At 71.7% G+C, this 24,413-nt stretch carries 21 protein-coding genes and 1 riboswitch; of the genes, 14 read left to right on the top strand and 7 right to left on the bottom strand.

What is annotated here, in order from left to right:
- Positions 1-2: 2 nt before the first annotated feature.
- Together thiS and thiO are read right to left on the bottom strand one after the other, a co-directional pair.
- Entirely contained in the window at positions 3-233 is a 231-nt protein-coding gene (thiS, locus tag OG210_RS24400) for a sulfur carrier protein ThiS (RefSeq protein WP_328335383.1), read from the bottom strand.
- A 17-nt stretch (positions 234-250) separates the two neighbouring features.
- Complete coding sequence (gene thiO, locus OG210_RS24405; protein ID WP_371538680.1) at positions 251-1,453, bottom strand: glycine oxidase ThiO; 1,203 nt, start codon at positions 1,451-1,453, stop codon at positions 251-253.
- Positions 1,451-1,563, bottom strand: a riboswitch (TPP riboswitch). It overlaps the preceding gene by 3 nt.
- A gap of 133 nt (positions 1,564-1,696) precedes the next feature.
- On the opposite strand from thiO, the gene OG210_RS24410 reads away from it, so the two are divergent.
- The 5 genes from OG210_RS24410 to OG210_RS24430 all read left to right on the top strand — a co-directional run bounded on the left by OG210_RS24410 (position 1,697) and on the right by OG210_RS24430 (position 6,336).
- Positions 1,697-2,878, top strand: coding sequence for an FAD-dependent oxidoreductase (locus OG210_RS24410; RefSeq protein ID WP_328335382.1), 1,182 nt, complete (start codon positions 1,697-1,699; stop codon positions 2,876-2,878).
- A 151-nt stretch (positions 2,879-3,029) separates the two neighbouring features.
- The gene (locus tag OG210_RS24415) at positions 3,030-3,395 is read left to right on the top strand and encodes an Rv2175c family DNA-binding protein (RefSeq protein WP_327298129.1); all 366 of its coding nucleotides are present in this window, start codon (positions 3,030-3,032) and stop codon (positions 3,393-3,395) included.
- A 162-nt stretch (positions 3,396-3,557) separates the two neighbouring features.
- The gene (thiE, locus tag OG210_RS24420; RefSeq protein ID WP_328325646.1) at positions 3,558-4,220 is read left to right on the top strand and encodes a thiamine phosphate synthase; all 663 of its coding nucleotides are present in this window, start codon (positions 3,558-3,560) and stop codon (positions 4,218-4,220) included.
- Between the two features lie 152 nt (positions 4,221-4,372).
- Positions 4,373-5,290 (top strand): methylenetetrahydrofolate reductase [NAD(P)H], encoded by a 918-nt coding sequence (gene metF / locus OG210_RS24425; protein ID WP_328325644.1) that lies wholly within the window; start codon positions 4,373-4,375, stop codon positions 5,288-5,290.
- 50 nt (positions 5,291-5,340) lie between these two features.
- Positions 5,341-6,336 carry a hypothetical protein gene (locus OG210_RS24430; RefSeq protein ID WP_328325642.1) on the top strand — a complete coding sequence of 332 codons (996 nt, stop codon included), beginning with the start codon at positions 5,341-5,343 and terminating at the stop codon, positions 6,334-6,336.
- Between the two features lie 90 nt (positions 6,337-6,426).
- Here the strand turns inward: OG210_RS24430 and OG210_RS24435 are convergent, their stop codons facing one another.
- The gene (locus tag OG210_RS24435) at positions 6,427-7,866 is read right to left on the bottom strand and encodes an NAD(P)/FAD-dependent oxidoreductase (protein ID WP_328325640.1); all 1,440 of its coding nucleotides are present in this window, start codon (positions 7,864-7,866) and stop codon (positions 6,427-6,429) included.
- Positions 7,867-8,257: 391 nt separating this feature from the next.
- On the opposite strand from OG210_RS24435, the gene OG210_RS24440 reads away from it, so the two are divergent.
- The 3 genes from OG210_RS24440 (at position 8,258) to OG210_RS24450 (ending at position 10,412) form a co-directional block, all read left to right on the top strand.
- Positions 8,258-8,917, top strand: a complete 660-nt coding sequence (locus OG210_RS24440) for an SAV_6107 family HEPN domain-containing protein (RefSeq protein WP_328325638.1) — start codon at positions 8,258-8,260, stop codon at positions 8,915-8,917.
- Positions 8,918-9,012: 95 nt separating this feature from the next.
- Entirely contained in the window at positions 9,013-9,771 is a 759-nt protein-coding gene (locus OG210_RS24445; RefSeq protein WP_328325636.1) for a methyltransferase, read from the top strand.
- Between the two features lie 248 nt (positions 9,772-10,019).
- Positions 10,020-10,412, top strand: a complete 393-nt coding sequence (locus OG210_RS24450) for a DUF3040 domain-containing protein (RefSeq protein WP_328325634.1) — start codon at positions 10,020-10,022, stop codon at positions 10,410-10,412.
- Positions 10,413-10,678: 266 nt separating this feature from the next.
- Here OG210_RS24450 and OG210_RS24455 read toward each other — a convergent pair whose 3' ends face one another.
- The 4 genes from OG210_RS24455 to OG210_RS24470 form a co-directional block, all read right to left on the bottom strand.
- On the bottom strand, positions 10,679-13,105 hold the full coding sequence (locus OG210_RS24455) for a DUF3488 and transglutaminase-like domain-containing protein (RefSeq protein ID WP_328325632.1): 2,427 nt from the start codon (positions 13,103-13,105) through the stop codon (positions 10,679-10,681).
- Positions 13,102-14,502, bottom strand: coding sequence for a DUF58 domain-containing protein (locus OG210_RS24460; RefSeq protein ID WP_371538684.1), 1,401 nt, complete (start codon positions 14,500-14,502; stop codon positions 13,102-13,104). The genes OG210_RS24455 and OG210_RS24460 overlap by 4 nt, the downstream gene beginning before the upstream one ends.
- Positions 14,502-15,497, bottom strand: a complete 996-nt coding sequence (locus OG210_RS24465) for a MoxR family ATPase (RefSeq protein WP_328325628.1) — start codon at positions 15,495-15,497, stop codon at positions 14,502-14,504. Before OG210_RS24465 ends, OG210_RS24460 begins: the two co-directional genes overlap by 1 nt.
- Positions 15,498-15,753: 256 nt before the next feature.
- Positions 15,754-16,335 (bottom strand): beta-class carbonic anhydrase, encoded by a 582-nt coding sequence (locus tag OG210_RS24470; protein WP_371538686.1) that lies wholly within the window; start codon positions 16,333-16,335, stop codon positions 15,754-15,756.
- A gap of 440 nt (positions 16,336-16,775) precedes the next feature.
- On the opposite strand from OG210_RS24470, the gene rsmH reads away from it, so the two are divergent.
- From rsmH to mraY, 6 genes are read left to right on the top strand one after another with little or no spacing between them, the layout of a single operon-like run.
- Positions 16,776-17,732 (top strand): 16S rRNA (cytosine(1402)-N(4))-methyltransferase RsmH, encoded by a 957-nt coding sequence (gene rsmH, locus OG210_RS24475; protein ID WP_328325624.1) that lies wholly within the window; start codon positions 16,776-16,778, stop codon positions 17,730-17,732.
- The gene (locus tag OG210_RS24480; protein ID WP_328325623.1) at positions 17,729-18,244 is read left to right on the top strand and encodes a hypothetical protein; all 516 of its coding nucleotides are present in this window, start codon (positions 17,729-17,731) and stop codon (positions 18,242-18,244) included. Before rsmH ends, OG210_RS24480 begins: the two co-directional genes overlap by 4 nt.
- Positions 18,245-18,248: 4 nt before the next feature.
- On the top strand, positions 18,249-20,204 hold the full coding sequence (locus OG210_RS24485; protein ID WP_371538689.1) for a peptidoglycan D,D-transpeptidase FtsI family protein: 1,956 nt from the start codon (positions 18,249-18,251) through the stop codon (positions 20,202-20,204).
- Positions 20,205-20,218: 14 nt separating this feature from the next.
- On the top strand, positions 20,219-21,892 hold the full coding sequence (locus OG210_RS24490; protein ID WP_328325620.1) for a UDP-N-acetylmuramoyl-L-alanyl-D-glutamate--2,6-diaminopimelate ligase: 1,674 nt from the start codon (positions 20,219-20,221) through the stop codon (positions 21,890-21,892).
- A gap of 4 nt (positions 21,893-21,896) precedes the next feature.
- Positions 21,897-23,318: a UDP-N-acetylmuramoyl-tripeptide--D-alanyl-D-alanine ligase gene (gene murF, locus OG210_RS24495; RefSeq protein ID WP_328325618.1), complete on the top strand. Its 1,422-nt coding sequence runs from the start codon at positions 21,897-21,899 to the stop codon at positions 23,316-23,318.
- The gene (gene mraY / locus OG210_RS24500) at positions 23,315-24,385 is read left to right on the top strand and encodes a phospho-N-acetylmuramoyl-pentapeptide-transferase (protein ID WP_328325616.1); all 1,071 of its coding nucleotides are present in this window, start codon (positions 23,315-23,317) and stop codon (positions 24,383-24,385) included. Before murF ends, mraY begins: the two co-directional genes overlap by 4 nt.
- Positions 24,386-24,413 lie beyond the last annotated feature (28 nt).

Genomic DNA, 24,413 nt, shown 5'->3' on the forward strand with positions numbered 1-24,413 from the left:
GGTCAGCCTCCTTGGACTGCGGTGAGGATCTCGACGCGGTCGCCGTCGCCGAGCGGGGTGCGGGACCAGAGGCCGCGCGGTACGACGGTCTCGTTGACCGCGGCGGCGACCCCCGACGGAGCGCTGGTGAGGCCGGTGACCAGCACATCGAGGGTGGTGCCCGGCGCGATGGTGCGGGGCTCGCCGTTGACGGACACCCCGACCGGCGGGGCAGCCGCGGGCGGCACGTTCATGGGAGTGGGCGGCACGTTCATGCGGGCTGTTCCTGTCCTACGGGGGAGAAGCGCCGGGGCGTGAAGGCGCGGGCCTCGGCGGGCAGCTCCCCGGTGGTGAGCAGTTCGGCCATCACATCGCCGGTGACGGGGGTGAGCAGTACGCCGTTGCGGTAGTGGCCGGTGGCCAGCAGGAGGCCGGGCAGCGCGGTCGGGCCGAGCAGCGGCGCGTTGTCGGGCGACGCGGGACGCAGCCCCGCGCGTGTCTCGGTGAGCGGGAGTTCGGTGATGCCGGGCACCAGCTCATGAGCGTCGCGGAGCAGTTCGTACACCCCGCCCGCGGTGACCGTGGTGTCCCAGCCCAGCTCCTCGCTGGTCGCGCCGATCACGAGTTCGCCGTTCTCACGCGGGACCAGATAGAGGTGGCTGCCCCGGACGACCGCGCGGACGGTCCGGCTGAGGAACGGCGCGTACACACGCGGCACCGTCAGCCGGAGTACCTGCCCCTTGACCGGGCGTACGGGTGGAAGCACCGCGTCCGGTACGCCCGCGAGCTGCCCGCTGCGGCTGCCGGCCGCCAGCACCACCTGGCCGGCGCCGAGCGCGACGCCGTCGGCCAGCACCACACCGGTGGCCCGGCCGCGTTCCACCGTCAGACGCTCGGCCCAGCCGCGGTGAAAGATGACCCCGGCCCGCTCGCACGCGGTGACCAGCGCCTTCGCCAGCCGTCGTGGGTCGACCTGGTGGTCGCCGTCCACCCGCAGCCCGCCGCGCACGCCCGGCGCGAGCATCGGTTCGAGGCGCCTGCACTCGCGCCCCGTCAGCCACTCGGACTCCAGACCCGAGCGGCGCTGGAGTGCGTGCAGCTCCCGCAGATGCTCCCGGTCGTCGAGGTCGAGCGCCACGGCGAGGGTGCCGCAGGCGCGGTAGCCGAGATCCTGCCCCGACGCCTCCTCCAGCTCCGCGGCGAAATCCGGATAGCGGCGCGCGGACTCCAGGTTCAGACCGAGCAGGACCTGCTCGCCGTAATGGAGTTCCGTGACGGCGGCCAGCATGCCGGCCGCGACCTGCGCGGCCCCGCCGCCCGGCTGCGGGTCGGCGACGGCGGTGCGCAGTCCGCGCTGCGCCGACCGCCAGGCGATGACGAGACCGATGATCCCGCCCCCGACGACCAGTACGTCCGACAGCGCGTCCGAGGTGTCGGCGCGGTGCGCGTGATGGTTGGCATGGTGTGCGTGCATGGGCGTCCAGCCCCTCCCTTCGCCGGCATGACCCGGATCAGGTTCGTACGGTCGGAGGCCGTCCAGCCTCCCTCTCAGCCCGGTACGCCCGGACTCCCGCGAGTGGTTCAGCGTGGCCAGCCTAACCCCGGCCCCCGCCGCCCCGTAAGGCGTCCCCGGACGGCCCCCTGTTCTGACGGTGTGTCAGCTGTTTAAGGTGATCGGGTGAGCGAGCCGAGGAACGTCGTCATCGCCGGTGCGGGCATGGCCGGAGTGCAGACCGCTGTCGCCCTGCGGGACCAGGGCTTCACCGGACCCGTCACGCTGATCGGTGAGGAGCCTCACCAGCCGTACGACAGACCGCCGCTGTCCAAGGCCGTGCTGCTCGGCAAGGCCGAGGGCTCCGCCTTCGACGTCGACTTCGGCGCGCTCGGGGTCGAGTTGCTGCTGGGGTGCGAGGTGACCGGTGTACGCCCGCACGACCGGGAACTGGACACCGCGCGCGGCCCTGTCCCGTACGGGGCACTGGTCGTCGCAACCGGTGCCAGTCCGGTCACGCTGCCCGGCAGCGAGGGGGTCCCCGACGTCCATCTGCTGCGCACGCTCGACGACGCGGGGCGGCTGCGGGCCGTCCTCGCCGACCGGCGGGACGTCGTGGTGGTCGGCGCGGGCTGGATCGGCGCCGAGTTCGCCACGGCGGCCCGCGAGGCGGGGTGCGCGGTGACGGTCGTGGAGGCGGCCGGGCGGCCCCTCGTCGGGGCGCTGCCGGCCGAGATCGCGGCGCCCATGGCCGGCTGGTACGCCGACAGCGGGGCCGAACTCATCACCCACGCACGCGTGGCCCGCGTCGAGCCGGGCGCCGTGGTCCTGGAATCCGGGCGGCGGCTGCCGGCCGGGGCCGTCCTCGTCGGCATCGGCGCCAGGCCCGCGACCGGCTGGCTGGCCGGCTCCGGCATCGCGCTGGGCGCCGACGGCTCGGTCACGGCCGACGAGCGGCTGCGTACCTCGGTCGCCGATGTGTACGCGGTCGGCGACTGCGCGTCCTTCCCCTCCCGCAGGTACGGCGAGCGGCTGCTGGTCCACCACTGGGACAACGCCCTCCAGGGCCCGCGCACGGTCGCGGCGGACGTGATCGGCGAGACGCCGCAGATCTACGACCCGGTGCCGTACTTCTGGTCCGAGCAGTTCGGCCGTTTCGTGCAGTACGCGGGCCACCACGCGGCCGCCGACACGCTGATCCGGCGCGGCGACCCGTCGGGTCCGGCCTGGTCGGTGTGCTGGCTGAGGGAGGAGCGGCTGGTCGCGGTACTCGCCGTCGGCAGGCCCCGGGACCTGGCCCAGGGCCGGAAGCTCATCGAGTCGGGGGCCCCGGTGGACCCGGCCCGCGCCGCTGATCCGGCCGTGCCGCTCAAGTCGGCGGTCCGCCCGGAGGAGAGCCGGCTGTGAACGGGCGCCGGCTGTGAACGGGCGCCGGCCGTGAACGGGTGTCGGCCCGGGTACGCGAGCGGCCGTGAACGTGCGTCGGCCCGGGTGCGCGTCGGCCCTGAAGGGCTGAGTCCGGGTATCGGCTGTCAGTGCGGGATGGCAGGCTTGTCCCGTGACCGAGATTGACGCAAAAACCGATGCTCTCATCCCCGCCTGGCTGCACCTCCCCGATATCGCCGAGATGTTCGACGTCGAGGTGACCCGCGTACGCCAGCTGGTCAAGGACGGCAAGCTGATCGCCGTACGCCGTGGTGAGAACAGGGCGCTCCAGGTGCCCGCCGCCTTCATCGACGGCACCAAAGTGGTCAAGGGCCTCTCCGGGACCCTGACGCTCCTGCGGGACGACGGCTTCAGCGACGAGGAGATGCTGGAGTGGCTCTTCACCCCCGACGAGACCCTGCCCGGCACGCCCGCGCAGGCGTTGAGCGAGAATCGCGGGACGGAGGTGAAGCGCCGGGCCCAGGCGCTCGCCCTCTGAGCAGAGTGTGATCACCTCGCGGTGTACGGACCGGGCCCGCCCCCGGCCGTACACCGCGGTCCAACGCTGTCCGGCTGCCCAGCCGTCCAACGGCCCGGCAGTCCGTCGCCGTCCGGCCGTCCGTCGCCGTCAGTCCGTCGTCGTCCATGGGGGGAACGCCCGATGTCCACCGCACCCGCACCGCTGTCCGATGCCCGCCTGTACCTCTGCACGGACGCGCGCAGGCGCCAGGGCGACCTGCCCGAGTTCCTGGACGCCGTCCTGGCCAGTGGCGTGGACATCGTCCAGCTCCGGGACAAGGGCATGGAGGCGGCCGAGGAGCTCGACCACCTCCAGGTCTTCGCCGACGCCTGCCGCAGGCACGGCAAGCTGCTCGCGGTGAACGACCGGGCGGATGTCGCGCATGCCATCGCGTCCGACGTGCTGCACCTGGGCCAGGGAGACCTGCCGGTCCCCGCGGCCCGTGCGCTGCTCGGCCCCGACGTGCTCATCGGCCGCTCGACACACGCCGAGTCCGAGGTGGACGCGGCCGCCGCCGAGCCGGGCGTGGACTACTTCTGCACCGGCCCCTGCTGGCCCACCCCGACCAAGCCGGGGCGGCACGCACCGGGGCTCGGCCTCGTGCGGTACGCGGCGGCGCTCACCACCTCGCGCCCCTGGTTCGCGATCGGCGGGATCGACGCGGGCAACCTGGACGAGGTGCTGGACGCGGGAGCGCGCCGCGTCGTGGTCGTCCGCGCGATCACCGAGGCGGACGACCCGGCCGCTGCCGCCGCCGCTCTGGCGGCCCGGGTCCGGGCCCGCGCCGGGCAGGAAGTCCGGTAGGGAAGCCGGCAGGCCGGTAGGGGAGCCGGCAGGGGGGAGGCCGACTGGGTGGCCGACTGGGAAGTGTCCGATGGGTGGACAAGTATCCCGCAAATCGGACATATGGTTCCGGTGTGGTTGGGGGACCGGCAAGCCCTGACTAATCTGCCCGTATGGCCTTCGGCACCTCATCCACCAGAACCGACCACGCCCCCACCGTGCGTGACCTGCTCGCGACCGGCAGGACGCTGTACTCCTTCGAGTTCTGGGCGCCCAAGACCGAGAAGGGCGAGCGGAACCTCTGGAACGCGCTGCGCCGTGTCGAGGCGGTGGCACCCAGCTTCGTCTCCGTGACCTACGGCGCGGGCGGTTCGTCGCGTGCGGGCACGGTCAGGGCCACCGAGCAGATCGCGTCGGACACCACGCTCACCCCGGTCGCGCACCTCACGGCCGTCGATCACTCCGTCGCCCAGCTCCGTAACATCATCGGCCAGTACGCGGACGCCGGAATCCGCAACATCCTGGCCGTACGCGGCGACCCGCCCGGCGACCCGATGGGCGAGTGGGTCAAGCACCCGGAAGGCGTCATGTACGCCGCCGACCTGGTCCGGCTGATCAAGGAGTCCGGCGACTTCTGCGTCGGCGTCGCGGCCTTCCCCGAGATGCACCCGCGCTCGGACAACTGGGAGAGTGACATCCGGCACTTCACCGACAAGTGCCGGGCCGGCGCCGACTACGCGATCACCCAGATGTTCTTCGACCCGGAGGACTATCTGCGGATGCGCGAGCGGGTCGTGGCCGCAGGCTGCGACACCCCGGTCATTCCGGAAGTCATGCCGATCACCAATGTGCGGCAGTTGGACCGATTCGCCCAGCTCAGCAACGCACACTTCCCGTCCGGCCTGAAAGAACGCATCCACGCCGTCAAGGACGACCCAGCCGCTGTACGCTCCATTGGCATCGAGTTCGCTACGGAGTTCTGCGCGAAGCTGCTCTCCGAGGATGTTCCCGGGCTGCACTTCATCACGCTGAACAACTCCACCGCGACCCTCGAAATCTACGAGAATCTCGGACTGCACAAGCAGTCCTGACCGGCACATCCGCCCCCCGCACGGGGCGGTGGCCGCAGAGAGGGGCGTACATGGGCTGGACGGTCCTCTATGTCGGGTTCGGATTCGTCGCGCTGTGGCTGCTGGGCGAAGTACTCCTCCAGTACAAGGCCAGGCTCCGCTGGCGTCTGCTCGCCTTCGCCGGATTCCTCGGCGTGGTCGTGGGCGTGCTGCTGCACTCCGTGCCGGTGATCGTGGTCGGGGCCATCGCGTTCGCCGTCGGCCAGTTGTACGTCACGCTCTCCTTCCGGCGCGGCTTCTCGACCGGCTGGGCCATAAAGGGCGCACCCCGGGAGAACAAGCGGCGCAGGGCGCGCGGCGGTAGCGGGGCGAAGGACCCGGTACTCGAAGTCTCGGACCTGGAGTACGAGCAGCAGCCCGGGCAGGAGCAGCCGGACGGCCAGGACCAGTTGGGCGGCGCACAGCAGGGCGGCCACGACGCCTTCCCGCAGCATGGCGACGGCCACGAACACGACGGCTACGAGCAGCCCGCGTACGGCGGCAGCGGCTACGGGACGGACGACGGATCCGGCTACGGCGGATCCGCCTACCCGCCGCACACCGCGGACCCCGGCGCCTTCCCGGAGCCGCAGGCACCCGAGCCCATGGCCGCCGGTGTCTACGCCCCGGAGCCCATGCCCGACGACACCGGCCAGTACGGCATATACAGCGACACGGTGTACGGAACCGCAGCGCAGTACGGCTCCGGCTACGACCGCAACAGCCAGTCGTACGACGGCCAGTACGGCTACGGCGGTGAGCAGCAGCAGTATCCCGCCTACTCGGACCCGTACATCGGCGCGGGCCAGTACGGAGCCTCCTACGGAGGCCAGCAGCAGTACACCGATCCGTACGCCAACGACACCCCGCCCGGCGGGGTCTGGGTCCCGCAGCAGCGCGACACCGAACCGGCGTACGGCGCCCCGCACACCCCGCCGTACGAGGAGTACACCGAGCACCCCGAGCACTCGGGTCAGCAGCCGTACCCGAACGGCCACAACGGCTACAACGAGCAGCAGCGGTACTGAGAGCCGACGGCGCCACCGGGGCGCTCCGCACCGGGCGCGGGACGCTGTGACCCCGGGGCGGGCGGCTCCGGTGCCGCGTCCGCCAGGTGCTCACTGCGAGCCGCGGAACCCCTCGCCCTCGACGATCAGCCCGGCGGCCAGCGCCCCGGACATTCCGGCGTGGGCGAGCCCGCCGCCGGGGTGCGACCAGCCGCCCGCCAGATAGAGACCGGGCAGCGGCGACCGGTTCGGGGTGGGCAGCAGCTGCCCGCGCGCACCGGCCAGGGCCGGCCCCGGCACCTTGGGCGAACCGGTTTCCCGGAGCGTGTCGGCGGGGGTCCGTACCTCGCGCCACAGCACGCGCTCGCGCAGCCCGGGCACGGCCGTCTCCGCGGCGGCCACCACCCGGTCGGCGAACGCCGCCGCGTGTTCGCCGGTGGCCCACTCCTCCGCTCCGCCGACGGTCCCTTCGATCACCGGGACCGTGACCGTCAGCGTGAGGGCCTCGTGGCCCGGGCCCGGGACCAGCGCCGGATCGTCCGGGCGCAGCACCGTCACCATCGGCAGGGCGCTCTCCGCCCGGTGCACCACGGTGCGGTGGACGGCGCCCGCTTCCCGGTCCCCGCGCAGCGCGAGGCAGACCACGAACCGGCCGGTCCGCATGTCCGTCTCCCGGTGCGGCCGCCGGTGGGCCGACGGCAACGGGGCGCCCGCGACCACGTGGTCGGCATCGACGCCGCGTCCGTCGGCCAGCCGCAGACCACAGGCCCGGCCGTCCTCCTCGCGTACATCCGTGACCTCGGCCGAGAACACGAACTCGACCTTCCGCGCCAGGCACCGCTCGTACACCGCGTCCGCCAGCGCCCGCATCCCCCCGCGTACGTACCAGTTGCCGAAGGTCTGCTCCATGTACGGCAGGACGGCCGCCGACGCCGGCGCGGTCAGCGGATCGAAACCGTAGGACAGCGCATAGCTCGCCAGCAGGGCCGCCAGCCTCGGATCCCGCAGCTCCCTGCTGCCGATCTCGCCGAGCGTGGACGTGTTGCGCCGCAGCAGCCCGGTCCTGAGCGCCGGGTACGGATCGTGGCCGAGCGGGGCGGGATCGACGGGCTGCGGCTCTTCGAGGAGCGGGCGCCTGGTCCTGTCCCAGGTCTCCCGCGCCCGGTCGAGGAACGCGCCCCAGCGGGCGCCCGCGCCGTCGCCCAGCGCCGCGTCCAGGGCCGCGACGGCCCCGGCGCGTGAGGCGTTCGGCAGCAGGACATCGGTCCCGTCGGCGAAGAGATGGCGGGACGCCGGGTCCACCTGTACGAGTCCGACGCACTGCTCCAGCGGTTCACGGCCGGTCTTCACGAACAAGTCCCGGTAGACAGCGGGCAGTTGGAGCAGTCCGGGTCCGGTGTCGAAGGCGAAGCCGTCGCGTGCGAAGCGGCCCACCGCCCCGCCGTGGGTCGCCGTACGTTCGTACACCGTCACCCGGTGGCCTGCCACAGCCAGCCGGGCGGCAGCCGCCATGGCGCCCATCCCGGCGCCGATCACCGCAATCCGTGCCATGGCAGGAACTTTATCGGTGCCCCTGTGCGCCCCCGGTGGGGCGCCGCACACACGTCTGAGTATCCGTACCTAGAGGCAGAGATGAGTAATTACGCGGATGGGTCCCCACCTGCGAAGACGGCAGAGTGTGGGACACGGAAGGGGCGCGGCGCCGGCACTGCCGACACGGGGCGGCGGAACGGCGCGGCTCCCCCGACGAGTACGGAATGTACGGGGGAGTACAGCGGGGGAGTACGGGGGAAGCGCCGCCCGTCCCAGCCAGGGAGACCTGGCTGGGACGGGCGGCGCTCTTTCTGTGTGAAGTCCCAGGTCAGAGCCGATTGTCAGTGGTAGCCCGCACGATGGGCACAGACGGCCACAGTGCCGTCACACGACGACAGGAGGTTCCGTCATGGCCAGCTCGAACGCCGCACCAGCGCACCGGCACCGTGTCACCGCCCCTGCCCCTTCCCTTGTCCCCGCACCCTCACTCGCCGCTTCGCCCGGCCCGTCCCGTTCCGCCGGGCCCGCGTCACCGGCTCTCTTCACGCCCGCGTCGCAGGCCCCGCCCGCCGTCCCTCCGCAGGCCGGCCCCGCGAGCGACATCCACCCGGTCGCGCGCCGCACGACGGCGCCCGCCGCCGCCCTCGACCTGCTGGCCCAGGCCCGCGCAGGGCTGGACGAGGCCGCCGGGCTCGAAGCGCCCAACGAGCGGTACGCGACGGCCCACCTCGCTGCCCTGCGCACCGCCGCCGCGGTCCTCGCCTCGCGGGCCAGGCCCGAGGACGTCCCGCGCCGGAGAGCGGGCGGCGCCCGCCGCCGGAACGCCATCCGTACGGCCTGGGAGCTGCTGCCGGAGCTCGCACCCGAGCTGACCGAGTGGAGCGCGCTCTTCGCCTCCGGAGCCGGCCGCAGGGCCAGGGCCGAGGCAGGCATACCCGGCGCGGCGGGCAGCCGTGACGCCGACGATCTGCTGCGCGACGCGGCCATGTTCCTGCGCCTGGTCGAGCGGCTGCTGGCCCTCCAGCCGGTGCTGCCGCAGCCCGGGGACGAGCGCCCCCACGCGGGGTGACCAGGGGGACCTTCCCAAGGCAATAGGGTGGGAGTCAGTCTTTGCTGTCTACGGCCCGCCGTCCGCGGCGGCACCGCGCCGAGGAGTCAACCGCCGTGTCGGACCAGCCGCGCCCCCGCGCCTCCCTTCGTACCGCCGTGGTGTGGGACGTACTCAAGGACGCCCTCGACCGCCGGGCCGAATCGACCGGCCGGTCGACCCTGGACGTGCTGGACACCGGCGGCGGCACCGGCAACTTCGCGGTGCCCGTCGCCCTCCTCGGCCACCGGGTCACTGTGGTCGACCCCAGCCCCAACGCGCTCTTCGGCCTGGAGCGCCGGGCGGCCGAGGCCGGGGTCGCGGACCGGGTGCGCGGGGTGCAGGGCGATGTGCTCGGCCTGTTCGACGTGGTGGAGCGCGGCGGTTACGACGCGGTGCTCTGCCACGGCGTCCTCGAATACGTGGAGGACCCGGCCGAGGGCATCAGGAACGCGGTGGACGCGCTCCGCCCGTCCGGCGCGCTCAGCCTGCTCGCCGCCGGGCTCGGCGGCGCCGTCCTGGCCAGGGCGCTGGCCGGGCACTTCAGCGAAGCCAGGCAGGCGCTGTCGGACCCGGCGGGACGCTGGGGCGACGGCGACCCGGTGCCCCGGCGCTTCACCGCGGAACAGCTCACCGGACTGGTCACCACCGCCGGTGTGGAGGTCGGCGCGGTGCACGGGGTCCGGGTCTTCGCCGACCTCGTTCCCGGGGTCCTGGTCGACACCGAGCCGGGCGCCCTGGAGGCCCTGCTGAAGCTGGAGGCGGCCGCAGCGGAGCTGCCCGCCTTCCACTCGGTCGCCACTCAGCTGCACGTTCTGGGCGAGAAGCAGGGCTGATCAGCAGTGCAGTCACGCACGTACTGGCACACAGGCCCCCCATACGGGGGCTAGTCCCCGTATGATCGGGGTAACCATCCGGCATGACGGTCCGGCCGTCGGGGAATGCACGCCCCGGCAGCTGTGCCTGCATGGCGGCCCGGATGGTGAATTGGCGTAGAGGGCGGGTTTCACGGGGGCGAATCCCTGCCTATTCTGGAAGGGCCGCATCACGGTCGTACCCCGCGACCGACGAGTAGGAGGACTCCGTGCCGCTCTCGGAGCACGAGCAGCGCATGCTCGAGCAGATGGAGCGAGCGCTGTACGCCGAAGATCCCAAGTTCGCGACAGCGCTTGAGGGAAGCGGGCTGCGTACGTACACCCGTCGCCGGGTGTACCAGGCGATCGCTGGCTTTCTGGTGGGTATCGCCCTCCTCATGGCAGGAATGGTCGCTCAGCAGATCTGGATCAGTGTGGTGGGGTTCCTCGTCATGCTCGGCTGTGCTGTGCTCGCGGTCACCGGATGGCGCAAGGCGCCCAAGCCCGGTGAACAGCAACAGGCCGGAGCCGCGGCCCCGGGCCGGCAGGCCAGGAGACATCGTTCGGTGATGAACCGCATCGAGGAGCGGTGGCAGCGCCGCCGTGACGAACAGGGCCACTGACCCGAACTGTCACCTGTGAATCAGCAACTGAGGGGCGACCGCCCGGAAGCGGTCGCCCCTCAGTCATGACATAGGGCAGCCATGACATATGCCAGTCGGGACGTTCGCCAGTCGGACCTGCCGGTCAAGCCCATGCATGCCGGTCATGCGCATGCACATACGTGGCATACGCCAGTTGTCGGCATATGCCCGTGGTGCTGGTGCTGGTGCTGGTGCTGGTGCTGCGGGCGCGGCAGGCCCCGGTTCGCCCCCCCCCGGCGCGTGGCTCAGCCGCGCTGCCGGGAGGGCCGCAGATGCGCCAGCCAGCGGTCAAGCCCCGCACGGCGGCGGCCCCAGCGGTCCGCCGCACGTTCCCGGCGCCGGGAGATCTCCCACACCACCCGTACGGACGAGGGCGGCGCCAGCACCGCACGGACCCGTGCCACCCGGCCCGCACCGGTCCGCAACGCGGCCCGGACCAGCAGGACGTCGTCGGTGAGACCGCTCACCTCACCGGCGCGGGGCGCGTACAGCACCTGCTCCACCGCGTGCGCGGCCCGGTGCACCGCATCGGCCGCCGGACCCGCAAGACCACCGGTCCGTACGATCCGGTCGGCCGACTTGCGCGGGGTCAGCGAGTCATCGGGCTGGACCCCGTAGTCCCACGCCGAATCGGTGATCTCCCGCCAGGCCGACAGCGTCCGCTCCGCTGCCGGTGCTCCGGCGGACCCGGGCGCGCGCCCGCCGGATCCCAGCCGCCGGGCCCGTGCCCTGGTACGCCAGAGCATCGGCAGCAGGAGCAGCAGGGCCACGAGCAGCACAGCCACCCCCAGGCCCACCGCCGTGCCCAGGCCGGTACCCCGGCCGGCCGGCGGCACTCCGCCGCCCTGCGCCGCTGCCCCGCACCCGCTGAGCTTGCGCAGCTGCGGCGGGCAGGCGGACGTCGCGGACGGGGTCGCATCCGGAGCGGGCGATGACGTGGACTCCGGCTGCGCCGGAGAGGCCGGACCGTCGGACGAGGTGTCCGGCTGGGTGTAGGAGGGCACGGAACCACGGGTGGGCGTCGGTTCGAAGCGCGTCCAGCCCACCCCTTCGAAGTACAGCTCGGGCCAGGCGTGCGCGTCGCGCAGCCCGACCGACATCGTGCCGTCCGGCTGTGCGGTGCCCGGAGTGAAGCCCACCGCGACCCTGGCCGGGATGTGCAGCGTCCTGGCCATCGCCGCCATCGTGAAGGCGAAATGGACGCAGAAGCCCTGCTTCTGCTTCAGGAAACGCACGATGGCGTCGGTACCGGTGCCCGACTGCACCTGAGTGTCATAGGTGAAGCCGCCCTCCGACGCGAACCAGTCCTGCAGTTTGACCGCACGCTGGTAGTCGTTCGTGGCGCCCTTCGTCACCTGGTCCGCCGTGGACTTCACCACGCCGGGCAGCGAGCCCGGCACCTCCGTGTACTCCCGCAGCAGGGCGGCGGGCGGCGGCGGGGCCGAGGACAGCTGCGCCGGCGTCGGCTGGACGACGAGGCTGTCCACGCCGTACTGCACACCGCGGGTGGTCTGCCCGCGGTCGCCGACGAGCGTCCGCCCGGTCGGCTCGAAGCGCCAGCGGCCCTTGATGGCCACCTTCGTCGCCGGATAGGGGAGCGGCAGCCAGTTCTGGGCGTACCAGCCGGCCGCCGAGATATTGGTCCTGACCTCGGTGGTGCCCACATCGGAGCCGAGCCCCTCCGGCCTCGGCAGTTGCTTCGGAACATCCTCGATCCGGCGCTCCGACGACTTCCACGCGGTGCCGTCGAACCGGTCGAGCGAGACGATCCGCAGATACATCCCGTCGGTGTCGGACGCGTTGGTGCGGTAGCGCAGCACCTCGCGGTCGTCGGACTGGGTGAGGCTGTTCTGGAGCGAGACCAGCGGGTTGACCGCGGAGATGGTCCCGCCGCCGCTCCCGGGGCCGGTGCCCCGGCCCGCGCCGCCGAGCAGCCCGGTGTCCATCGCGGGCAGCGCGGCCGGGATCACCAGGGCGAACCCCAGCGCGGCCACCCCGATGCGCCGCCCCGTGCGGACCGGCGCCGACGGGCCGCCCGTACCGCTCGCGGAACCGGCTCCTCCGCGCTCGCGCGACGAGCCGCCGAATACCCGTCCCCACTGGGAGAGCCGCTCCTTGCTCTCGGCCAGCAGGAGCAGCAGATAGCCGGACGCGGCCAGTACGAACCACAGCCAGGCCGCACTGCTCTGCGAGATGCCGGCCGCCACCGAGTACAGCGCGAGCAGCGGCAGTCCGGCCGGCGCGGCACTGCGGAACGTCACCGCCAGCGCGTCCACCAGCAGCCCGACAAGCAGTACCCCGCCGAACAGCATCAGCCGGATACTCGCGGTCGTCGGCGCCGGTATCGAGTACTGCCCTATGTCGTCGGCGCCCGCCCGCAGCATCGCGCCGAAATGCTCCACGGCCTCCGGGCCCGGCACGATGCCGCCGAGCGCCTGGCCGCGCGCGAAGACCACCGTCAGTATCAGCAGCGCGGTCACGGCCTGCGCCGCCACGGTCAGCGGCCGGGCCAGCGGAACCCGCCGCGCCAGCACACCCACGCCGCTCTGTACGGCGAGCAGCAGCGCGGCCTCAATGATCCAGGTGACCGGCTGGACCAGCGGCAGCAGCGCGCACGCGGCCAGCATCGTGGCCACGTAGGCGCACAGCGCCAGCCTCGCCCGCCCGCTCATGACCGTCCCCCTGTGCCTGTGCCAGTACTCGTCGCTGCTGTGCCGCCACCCGTCGCCGCCGTGCCCCCGTACCAGGATGCCGGGTCCGAACTGCCGCGCTGCTGCCCCGCCTGCTGCCACAGCTCGGGGAGCGCCGCCCCGGGCCCGACCTCCAGCGCGGTCCAGCCCGCGTCCCGCAGCAGCCGCAGCGTCCGGGTGTCATGCTCCGCCGCCTCGCCGTGCACCCAGGCGTCGCTGTTCAGTACGAAGGCGACAGCGGCCCCGCTGCGCTGCCGCATCCGGGCCGCGACCGCGGCCTGCTCCTCGTCCAGACTGCCGAAGAAGGCGACCAGGAGTCCTTCGTTCCCGCCGCGCAGTACGTCGTACGGGCGGGAGAGGCCGGTCCCGTCGGAGTGTCCGACGACGGCGAGCGTGTCCATCATCAGCCCGGCCGAGTCGGCGGACTCCTGGGTGGCCCCGGCGAACCCTCCTGAGCCCTCGCCCGGCACTGAGCTGCCCGTATCCGTCAGCAGCCGTACCGAGAAACCCCGTTCGAGTACGTGCACCAGCGCCGACGCCGCCCCCGACACGGCCCACTCGAAGGCCGAGTCCGGCCCCGCGCCCTGATAGGCGGTACGGCGGGTGTCGAGCAGCACCGTGCAGCGGGCCCGCTGCGGCTGCTCCTCGCGGCGCACCATCAGCTCGCCGTAGCGGGCGGTGGAGCGCCAGTGCACCCGGCGCAGATCGTCGCCGTGCCGGTAGCCGCGCGGGATCACGTCGTCCTCGCCGGCCAGCGCGAGCGAGCGCTGTCTGCCGTCCCCGTACCCGGCCGCCTCACCGGTCAGCCGGACCGGCGGCAGCCGCTCGGTCCTGGGAATCACGGTCAGAGTGTCGTGCGCGCTGAACGACCTGGTCAGCTCGCACATCCCGAACGGGTCGGTGAGCCGCAGCTGGAGCGGGCCCAGCGGATACCGCCCGCGCAGATCGGAGCGGACCCGGTACGACACCTCGCGCCGCCCGCCCGCCTCCACCCGGTCCAGGACGAAACGGGGCCGCGGCCCCAGCACGTACGGCACCCGGTCCTGGAGCATCAGCAGCCCGGTGGGCAGCCGCGAGACGTTGTCCATCCGCAGATGGACCCGGGCCTCGGACCCGGCCGGCACCCGGGCGGGGGAGAGCCGCCTGCTGGCCGCGACGCGGTAGCGGGTACGGAACAGCACGGCCACGCACACCAGCGGCAGCACGGCGAGCAGCAGTCCCACCCGCAGCAGATCGCTCTGGCCCAGGACGTACGCGCAGACCGCCGCGGCGACACCCGCCGCGATGAACGAGCGGCCCCGCGTGGTCAGCCCCGACAGCGCGGTCCGCAGCCCGCCCCTGTCCTCGTCGGCGGCGGCCGGAGCACCCCCGACGGCCATCACAGCCGCCGGGCGCCGGGCTGCTGGTTGTTGTACGCGGGGACGGGAGTCCGCTGGAGGATCTCCAGGACGACCTGCTCCGCGGTACGGCGGTTCAACTGCGCCTGGGCCGTGGGCAGCAGCCGGTGCGCGAGCACCGCGACGGCCAGCGCCTGGACGTCGTCGGGCAGCGCGTACTCCCGTCCGCTCAGCGCGGCCGACGCCTTGGCCGCCCGCAGCAGATGCAGGGTGGCGCGCGGTGAGGCGCCGAGTCGGAGGTCCGGATGGCTGCGGGTGGCCGTCACCAGCTGCACCGCGTACCTGCGCACGGCGTCGGCGACGTGCACCGCGCGCACCGCGTCGATGAGTTTCAGGACCTCGTGGGCGTGCGCCACCGGCTGGAGGTCGTCGAGCGGTGAGACACCGCCGTGCACGTCGAGCATCCGGAGCTCGGCCTCGGGGCTGGGATAGCCGATGGAGACCCGCGCCATGAACCGGTCGCGCTGCGCCTCGGGGAGCGGGTAGGTGCCCTCCATCTCCACCGGGTTCTGCGTGGCCACCACCATGAACGGGCCGGGCAGCTCGTACGTCCTCCCGTCGATGGTGACCTGGCGCTCCTCCATCGATTCGAGCAGCGCCGACTGGGTCTTCGGCGAGGCGCGGTTGATCTCGTCGCCGATCACGATCTGCGCGAAGATCGCACCGGGCTTGAACTCGAATTCGCGCCGCTGCTGGTCGAAGATCGAGACACCGGTGATGTCCGAAGGCAGCAGGTCGGGCGTGAACTGGATACGCCGTACCGAGCAGTCGATGCTGCGGGCCAGCGCCTTGGCCAGCATGGTCTTGCCGACGCCCGGCACATCCTCGATGAGGAGATGCCCCTCGGCGAGCAGCACGGTCAGCGAAAGCCGTACGACCTCGGGCTTGCCCTCGATCACACCCTCCACCGACCCGCGGATACGCTCCGCCGTGGTCGTCAGATCAGTGAGGCTCGCTCGATCGTCATAGGTCGTCACCCGGCCCTCCTCGGCCCTACTCCCGCGCTCCTGAGAAGCAGGGGATACCCCATCCACGGGCCGGGGCACTGCGTACGGCCCGGCCCAACCCCGAACAGCAGACGCCCCGCCCGGAGGGATCCGGACGAGGTGCCGCCCCCGCATTGTTGTTGCCGTTACCGCTTCGTGTCACTTGCCTGTGGACAAGTGGGAGGGATATGTCGCAGGTTGCCGTGATTTCGTCCTGCTCCGAGGGTGCGAACGGCAGCCCTGGAGTTCACGCCTGAGGGTTCGGACCGGCCGGGTCGATCTCCCGCAGGAGCCCCGCCCGTACGTCGAAGACGAAGCCCCGGACATCGTCGGTGTGCAGCAGGAACGGTGAGGTCCGCACCCGCTGCATCGACTGGCGTACGTCCTGGTCGACATCGCGGAAGGACTCCACGGCCCAGGCCGGACGCTGACCCACCTCTTCCTCCAGCTCGATCCGGAAGTCCTCGGTGAGGCTCTCCAGACCGCAGCTGGTGTGGTGGATCAGAATCACGCTCCGGGTGCCCAGGGCACGCTGGCTGATGGTCAGGGACCGGATGACGTCGTCGGTGACCACACCGCCCGCGTTACGGATCGTGTGGCAGTCACCGAGATCGAGCCCGAGGGCCTTGTGCAGGTCGAGCCTCGCGTCCATGCACGCGACCACGGCCACCTGGAGTACGGGGCGGGCGTCCATGCCGGGGTCCTCGAACGCCTCGGCGTACGTGCGGTTGGACTCGACGAGCCGGTCGGTCACCGTTCCGCCGTCACGTACGGCCAGGTGCGGGCGGGGCGGGGTGGGCTCTGCGGGAGAGTGCGCAGCAGTCGGCATGTGTACGACGGTAGCCGCCGTTGATCGGACGGTCCTGCCAAGGGGTCGGAAAAAGAGTGTCAACACGGGCGGCTGTGACCTAATCCACAGCAGCTGCAGCCAGTACACCGTCCGGGTGAAAACCGGCGTCCGCGGCGCGCTGGGCGGTTGATTGACCGGGGGGACGAGTGGACTAAAGTGGCGCGAAGTGGGAGGCGTGAGCGTCGTCACGTGCTGCACGGGCGCACTCCTCACGGTCACTCACCGCAGACCTGTCCGACCGCAGACACATCTGCTTGACGGACACATCCCGCACATCCGCGCATGCGCGGCGTACGTACGGCCCGGCCCTCTCCCGTTCGCCGGCCGGCCGACGCCCTTCCCGGCGCCGGCGGGCCGTCCCCTTCCGAGCGGGCGGGGACCCGGCAGTACGTCCGGCCGCGCCGAACCTGAGAGGGCGCATGAGCCAGTCCCGACATGTCCCGGTGATGCTCCAGCGATGCCTGGACCTGTTGGCCCCGGCGCTCGCCCAGCCGGGTGCGGTCGTCGTCGACTGCACCCTCGGCCTCGGCGGCCACAGCGAGGCGCTGCTCTCGACCTTCCCGGCGGCCCGGCTGATCGCACTCGACCGCGACAAGGAAGCCCTGCGGCTCTCCGGCGAGCGGCTCGCGCCGTTCGGCGACCGGGCCACCCTGGTGCACGCCGTCTACGACGAACTGCCCGAGGTCCTGGACCGGCTAAACGTCCCGCGCGTGCAGGGAATCCTCTTCGACCTCGGCGTGTCGTCGATGCAACTGGACGAGGCGGACCGCGGTTTCGCCTACGCCCAGGACGCACCGCTCGACATGCGGATGGACCAGACGACCGGCATGGGCGCGGCCGAGGTGCTCAACACCTACCCGCCCGGCGAGCTGGTCCGCATCCTGCGCGCGTACGGCGAGGAGAAGCAGGCCAAGCGGATCGTCTCCGCTGTCGTACGGGAGCGGGAGAGGGAACCGTTCACCAACAGCGCCCGGCTGGTCGAGCTGATCCGCGATTCGCTGCCGCAGGCCGCCAAGCGCACCGGTGGCAACCCCGCCAAGCGCACCTTCCAGGCCCTGCGCATCGAGGTCAACGGCGAACTCACCGTGCTGGAGCGGGCTGTCCCGGCCGCTGTGAAGACCCTCGCCGTGGGCGGGCGCATCGCCGTCCTCTCGTACCACTCGCTTGAGGACCGGCTGGTCAAACAGGTCTTCGCGGCAGGCGCGGCCAACACGGCACCGGCCGGCCTGCCGGTGGTGCCCGAGCGCTACCAGCCGCGGCTCAAACTCCTCACCCGCGGTGCGGAACTCCCTGCGGAGGAGGAGGTCGCGGACAACCGGCGCGCGGCGCCCGCCCGGCTGCGGGGTGCGCAGCGCATCCGCGAGGAGGCTCTGTGAGCAAGCCGCCCCGACAGCTGAAGGGCCGTGCCGCGCGGCTCGCCGCGCTGCTGCCCGCCGGGCCCGGCAGAGCGGCCCGGATGCCCTTCGTACTGCTGGTCGTCGTGCTGCTCGGCGGCGGTCTGATCACGCTCCTGCTGCTCAACTCGGCGCTGAACGCAGGTTCCTTCAAGCTCAGCAAGGACCAGAAGCAGATCACCGAGCTGACCGACGAGGAACAGGCGCTGCAGCGGGACGTCGACGACCGCTCCGCACCCGGCGCGCTGGAGAAGCGGGCCCGCGAACTCGGCATGGTGCCGGGCGGCGGCCCCGCCTTCCTCGACCCGGACGGCAAGGTCCTGGGCCAGGCCGCCGAATCCACGGCGCAGCCCGCACCGCCGCCGCCCCCGGCCACGCCCAAGCCGTCCGCCACCCCATCGGCACCGGCCACGACCCCCACGGGCGGCGCGCCCTCCGTGCCATCCGCTTCGGCGGGTACGACAGCAGCGCCGACCCATACCCCCGGCAGGTGACGCAGTGCCGTCCAAGGAACCCCCGCGCCGCCGCGTACCGGCCCCCGCGCGTCCTGCGCGGCCCGCCGCACGGAGAAGCGCGCGCCCGGCGCAGCGCCGCCCGCGCCCGGGGCGCCAGGCCCGCACGCTGCGGCTCGGCAGCCCGCGCCCCCGGCTGCGGCTCGTCAGCCTCGCCCTGGCCCTCGTGATGGCGGTCTTCGTCGTACGGCTGCTCCAGGTCCAGGCCATCGACGCGAGCGCCTACACGGCCAAGGCGGACAAGAACCGTTATCTGAGCCACACGCTGACCGCGGAGCGCGGGGAGATCACCGACCGCAGCGGTGTGGCCCTGGCCGCAAGCGTCGACGCGTACGACATCACGGCCGACCCCACGATGTTCAGCCGGGCCCAGAGCCACGCGACCGACGCCCCCGAGCAGGCGGGCGCGCTGCTCGCACCGATCCTCGGCGAGGACGCCGAGGCGATCGCGCGGAAACTCAGGACGCCCGACACCCGTTACGTACTGCTGGCGAGCCGGCAGACCCCGCAGGTCTGGAACCAGATCAAGGACCTGAAGAACGTCTTCGCGCAGAAGGCGTCCGCGGACAAGGCCAAGGGCGGCAAGGGCGCGAACGTGATGGCCGGGGTCTTCCAGGAGCCGAGCACCAAACGCGTGTACCCGAACGGCGATCTCGCCGCCGGGGTGCTCGGCTGGGTCAACTCGGCAGGCCAGGGCGCAGGCGGCCTGGAGTCCTCGCTGAACAAGGAACTGGCGGGCAAGAACGGCAAGATCACGTATGCCCAGTCGGGCGGCCGTACGGTGCCGACCGCCGGGGCCAGCGAGAAGCCGGCCGTCCCGGGCTCGGATGTCGAACTGACCCTGGACCGCGACATCCAGTGGGCCGCCCAGAGCGCGATCGCAGCCCAGGTGAAGGAGTCCAAGGCCGACCGCGGCTATGTGGTGGTGCAGGACACCGGAACCGGTCAGGTCCTCGCCATGGCCGACGCGCCCGGCTTCGACCCCAACGACCTGACCCACGCCGACCCCTCCGCACTGGGCAACGCCGCGGTCCAGGACACCTTCGAACCGGGCTCCACCAGCAAGGTCATGTCCATGGCCGCCATCATCCAGCAGGGGGTGGCCACCCCGACGACCCATGTGACCGTCCCCAACCGGCTGCACCGCGGGGACCGGCTCTTCAAGGACGACGTCGACCACGACACCTGGTCGCTGACGCTCAACGGCGTACTGGCCAAGTCCAGCAACATCGGCACCATCGAGGCCGCGGGCCAGCTCGGCAGGACACAGCCCGAGGCCAACAGGGTCCTCTACTCCTATCTGCGCAAGTTCGGCATCGGGAGCCCCACCGGGATCGGTTTCCCGGGCGAGACGTCGGGGATCCTGGCCAAGCCGCAGGACTGGTCGACGTCCCAGCAGTACACGATCCCGTTCGGACAGGGACTGTCGCTCAGCGCGCTGCAGGCGGCCTCCGTGTACTCCACGATCGCCAACGGCGGTGTACGCGTGCAGCCCTCGCTGATCAGTGGCACCAAGGGCCCCGACGGCCGTTTCACCCCGTCGCCGGCCCCGGAGAAGAGCCGGGTCGTGAGCGAGCAGACGGCGAAGACGGTCTCCCGGATGCTGGAGTCGGTCGTCAGCGACGTGGAGGGCACCGGCGTCTCCGCCCGTATCCCCGGCTACCGGGTCGCGGGCAAGACGGGAACGGCCAACCGGGTGGACCCGAAGACGGGCCGCTACAGCGGATACACCGCCTCCTTCGCGGGCTTCGCCCCCGCCGACAAGCCCCGGGTCACCGTCTACTGCGCCATCCAGAACCCCACCAGCGGAAGCCACTTCGGCGGCTCGACCTGCGGCCCCGTCTACAAGAAAGTGATGGAGTTCGCCCTCAAGACCCTCCAGACCCCGCCGACCGGCCAGAAGGCCGACCCGTTGCCGGTCACCTTCGGCCCTCACCAGTGACTCAGGAACCCTCAGTGACGACCATCACCCCGGAGCCGGGGAACCGGAACACCGCCGGACCCTCACTTCGCGGGGAGCCCGGTGCGCCCGGTACGCTCACCGCCGTGCCACACGCTGATCAGTACCAAATCGCCCAGAAAGACCTTTCTGTGACCTATCCGGGAGCACCCCGTCCGGCCGAGGTCCGACCGACCCCTCTGGGGGATCTGGCAGGACGACTGGGCATCGCGTCACCTGGCGCCGCCGAGGTCACCGGCATCACCCACGACTCACGGGCGGTTCGTCCCGGGGATCTGTACGCGGCGCTCCCCGGCGCCCGGCTGCACGGCGCCGACTTCGTCGAGCAGGCGGCAGGACTGGGAGCCGCCGCGGTGCTCACGGACCCCACGGGTACCGAACGAGCCGAGGTCACCGGGCTCCCCGTGCTGACCGTCCCCGACCCGCGGGCCGTCATGGGCCAGCTGGCCGCCGACATCTACGGCCACCCCGGCCACGACCTCCTCCAGATCGGCATCACGGGCACATCGGGCAAGACCACCACCGCCTATCTGGTCGAGGGCGGCATCCGGGCGGCGGGGCATCTCAGCGGCCTCATCGGCACGGTCGAGATGCGGATCGGCGACGAGCGCATCAAGTCCGAGCGCACCACCCCCGAAGCCACCGACCTCCAGGCGCTGTTCGCGGTCATGCGCGAGCGCGGGGTCGACACGGTCGCCATGGAGGTCTCCAGCCACGCGCTGGTGCTCGGCCGGGTCGACGCCTGCGTCTTCGACGTCGCGGTCTTCAACAACCTCAGCCCGGAGCACATGGAGTTCCACTCCGGCATGGAGGACTACTTCCAGGCCAAGGCGCAGCTGTTCACCCCGCTGCGCAGCAAGGTCGGCGTCGTCAACTACGACGACGAGTACGGCCGCAGGCTCGTCGACGAGGCGACCGTCCCCATCGTCACCTTCTCCGCCGAGGGGCATCCGGACGCCGACTGGCGGGCCGAGGACGTCGAAGTCGCCCTGTTCACCAGCACCTTCACCGCTGTCGGCCCGAAGGGGCAGCGCATCGCCGCCACCTCGCCGCTGGCCGGCCCCTTCAACGTGGCCAACACCCTCGCCGCCATCGTCACCCTCGCCGTCGCGGGCACCGACCCGCAGACCGCGGCCGACGGCATCGCGGCCGTCCCCGGGGTGCCGGGCAGGCTGGAGCGGGTGGACGCCGGGCAGCCGTATCTCGCCGTTGTCGACTACGCGCACAAGACGGACGCCGTCGAGTCGGTGCTGCGCGCCCTGCGCAAGGTCACCGAGGGCCGCCTGCACATCGTGCTCGGCTGCGGCGGCGACCGCGACCAGACCAAACGCGGCCCGATGGGCGCGGCGGCCGCCCGTCTCGCCGACACCGCCGTACTGACCTCCGACAACCCGCGCGGCGAGGACCCCCTCGCGATCCTCGCCGCGATGATCGCCGGCGCCGCTGAGGTCCCGGTGCACGAGCGCGGCGACGTGCTGATCGACTCCGACCGTGCGGCGGCCATCGCCGCGGCCGTGGCCCGCGCCCGCCCCGGGGACACCGTGCTGGTCGCAGGCAAGGGCCATGAGCAGGGCCAGGACATCGCCGGAGTGGTACGCCCCTTCGACGACCGACAGGTCCTCCGCGCAGCAATCGAGCGCGCAGCAATCGAGAACAACAGTCAGGGATGACCAAGTGATCGCCCTTTCCCTCACCGAGATCGCCGACATCATCGGCGGGCAGCCGCACGACATACCGGATCCGTCCATCCTGGTCACCGGTCCTGTCGTCACGGACTCCCGCGCGGTGCGGCCCGGCAGTCTGTTCGTCGCGTTCGCCGGTGAGCGCGTCGACGGCCACGACTACGCGCAGAGCGCCGTCGAAGCGGGAGCGGTTGCCGTACTGGCGACCCGGCCCGTCGGCGTACCGGCCATCGTGGTGTCCGACGTGACCGCCGCGCTCGGGCGGCTCGCGCGTACCGTCGTGGAGCGCCTGGGTACCGAAGTCGTCGCACTCACCGGTTCCGCCGGCAAGACGTCGACCAAGGACCTGATCGCCCAGCTCCTGGAGCGCAAGGGCCCGACGGTCTACCCGGAAGGCAATCTGAACAACGAGATCGGCCTGCCGCTCACCGCGCTGCGGGCCGACGCGAACACCCGTTATCTGGTCCTCGAAATGGGTGCGCGCTACATCGGCGACATCCGCTACCTCACCGGCCTGGTGCCGCCGAAGACCGGTCTCGTCCTCAACGTCGGGACCGCGCACATCGGGGAGTTCGGCGGCCGCGAGCAGATCGCGCAGGCCAAGGGCGAGATGGTCGAGTCGCTTCCGGAGCACGGCGTCGCCGTGCTCAACGCCGACGACCCGCTCGTACGTGCCATGTCCTCCCGGACCAAAGCGCGCCTCCTGCTCTTCGGAGAGGCGGATGAAGCGGACGTACGTGCCGAGAAGGTCCGTCTGACCGACACCGGGCAGGCCGCGTTTACGCTGCACACACCCACCGGGTGCAGCGAGGTGACCTTGCGCCTGTACGGTGAGCACCACGTGTCGAACGCGCTCGCCGCGGCCGCCGTCGCACATGAGTTGGGCATGTCCGCTGACGAGATCGCAACGGCGCTCTCCGAAGCTGGCACGCTCTCCCGCTGGCGCATGGAGGTCACCGAGCGTCCGGACGGTGTGACGGTTGTCAACGACGCCTACAACGCGAACCCCGAATCCATGCGAGCCGCGCTGCGTGCGCTGGCGGCCATGGGCAAGGCCTCACAGGCAAGGGGGGGACGTACGTGGGCGGTGCTCGGTGAAATGGCCGAGCTCGGAGACGAGTCACTCGCCGAGCACGACGCGGTCGGACGGCTGGCTGTCCGGCTCAACGTGAGCAAGCTCGTGGCAGTCGGGGGCAGGGAAGCGTCCTGGCTGCAACTGGGCGCCTATAACGAGGGTTCGTGGGGTGAGGAGTCGGTGCACGTGTCCGACGCGCAGGCGGCCGTCGACCTATTGCGCAGTGAACTGCGTGAGGGAGACGTCGTGCTGGTGAAGGCGTCCAGGTCGGTGGGGTTGGAGCAGGTGGCGAACGCCCTGCTCGAAGGTGGTACCGAGGGCGAGGTCGCCGCCCGATGAAGCAGATTCTCTTCTCGGGAGTCATCGGACTCTTCCTGACCCTGGTCGGCACACCGCTGCTGATCAAACTCCTTGCCCGCAAGGGGTACGGGCAGTTCATCCGGGACGACGGACCGCGCGGCCACCACGGCAAGCGCGGTACGCCGACCATGGGTGGTATCGCCTTCATCCTGGCGACGCTCATCGCGTACCTCGCCACCAAGCTGATCACCGGCGACCCGATGACGTTCTCGGGTGTGCTGGTGCTCTTCCTGATGGCGGGGATGGGTCTTGTCGGGTTCCTCGACGACTACATCAAGATCGTCAAGCAGCGCTCGCTGGGTCTGCGGGCCAAGGCGAAGATGGCCGGCCAGCTGATCGTCGGCATCGCGTTCGCCGTCCTGGCCCTGATGTTCAAGGACTCGCGCGGCTACACGCCGGCCTCCACGAAGCTCTCCTTCGTCTCGGACTTCGGCTGGTCGATCGGACCGGTCCTCTTCGTGGTCTGGGCGCTGTTCATGATCCTGGCCATGTCGAACGGGGTGAACCTCACCGACGGCCTCGACGGCCTCGCCACCGGTGCCTCCGTGATGGTCTTCGGCGCGTACACCTTCATCGGCGTCTGGCAGTTCCAGGAGTCCTGTGCCAACGCGGCGACCCTGACCAACCCCAGCGCCTGCTTCGAGGTCAGAGACCCACTCGACCTGGCAGTCGTCGCATCGGCCCTGATGGGCGCCTGCTTCGGCTTCCTGTGGTGGAACACATCGCCCGCCAAGATCTTCATGGGCGACACCGGGTCGCTGGCGCTGGGCGGCGCGCTCGCCGGGCTCGCCATCTGCTCCCGCACCGAGTTCCTGATGGCCATCCTCGGCGGCCTCTTCGTCCTGATCACCATGTCCGTCGTGATCCAGGTCGGCTCGTTCAAGATGACCGGCAAGCGCGTCTTCAAGATGGCGCCGCTCCAGCACCACTTCGAACTCAAGGGGTGGTCCGAAGTCCTTGTCGTGGTCCGCTTCTGGATCATCCAGGGCATGTGCGTGATCGTCGGCCTCGGACTCTTCTACGCGGGCTGGGCGGCCGCCAAGTGATCTGGCAGGGCAAGCGCGTCACCGTGGC

It is taken from the genome of Streptomyces sp. NBC_00466 (assembly GCF_041433995.1).
Taxonomy (GTDB): domain Bacteria; phylum Actinomycetota; class Actinomycetes; order Streptomycetales; family Streptomycetaceae; genus Streptomyces.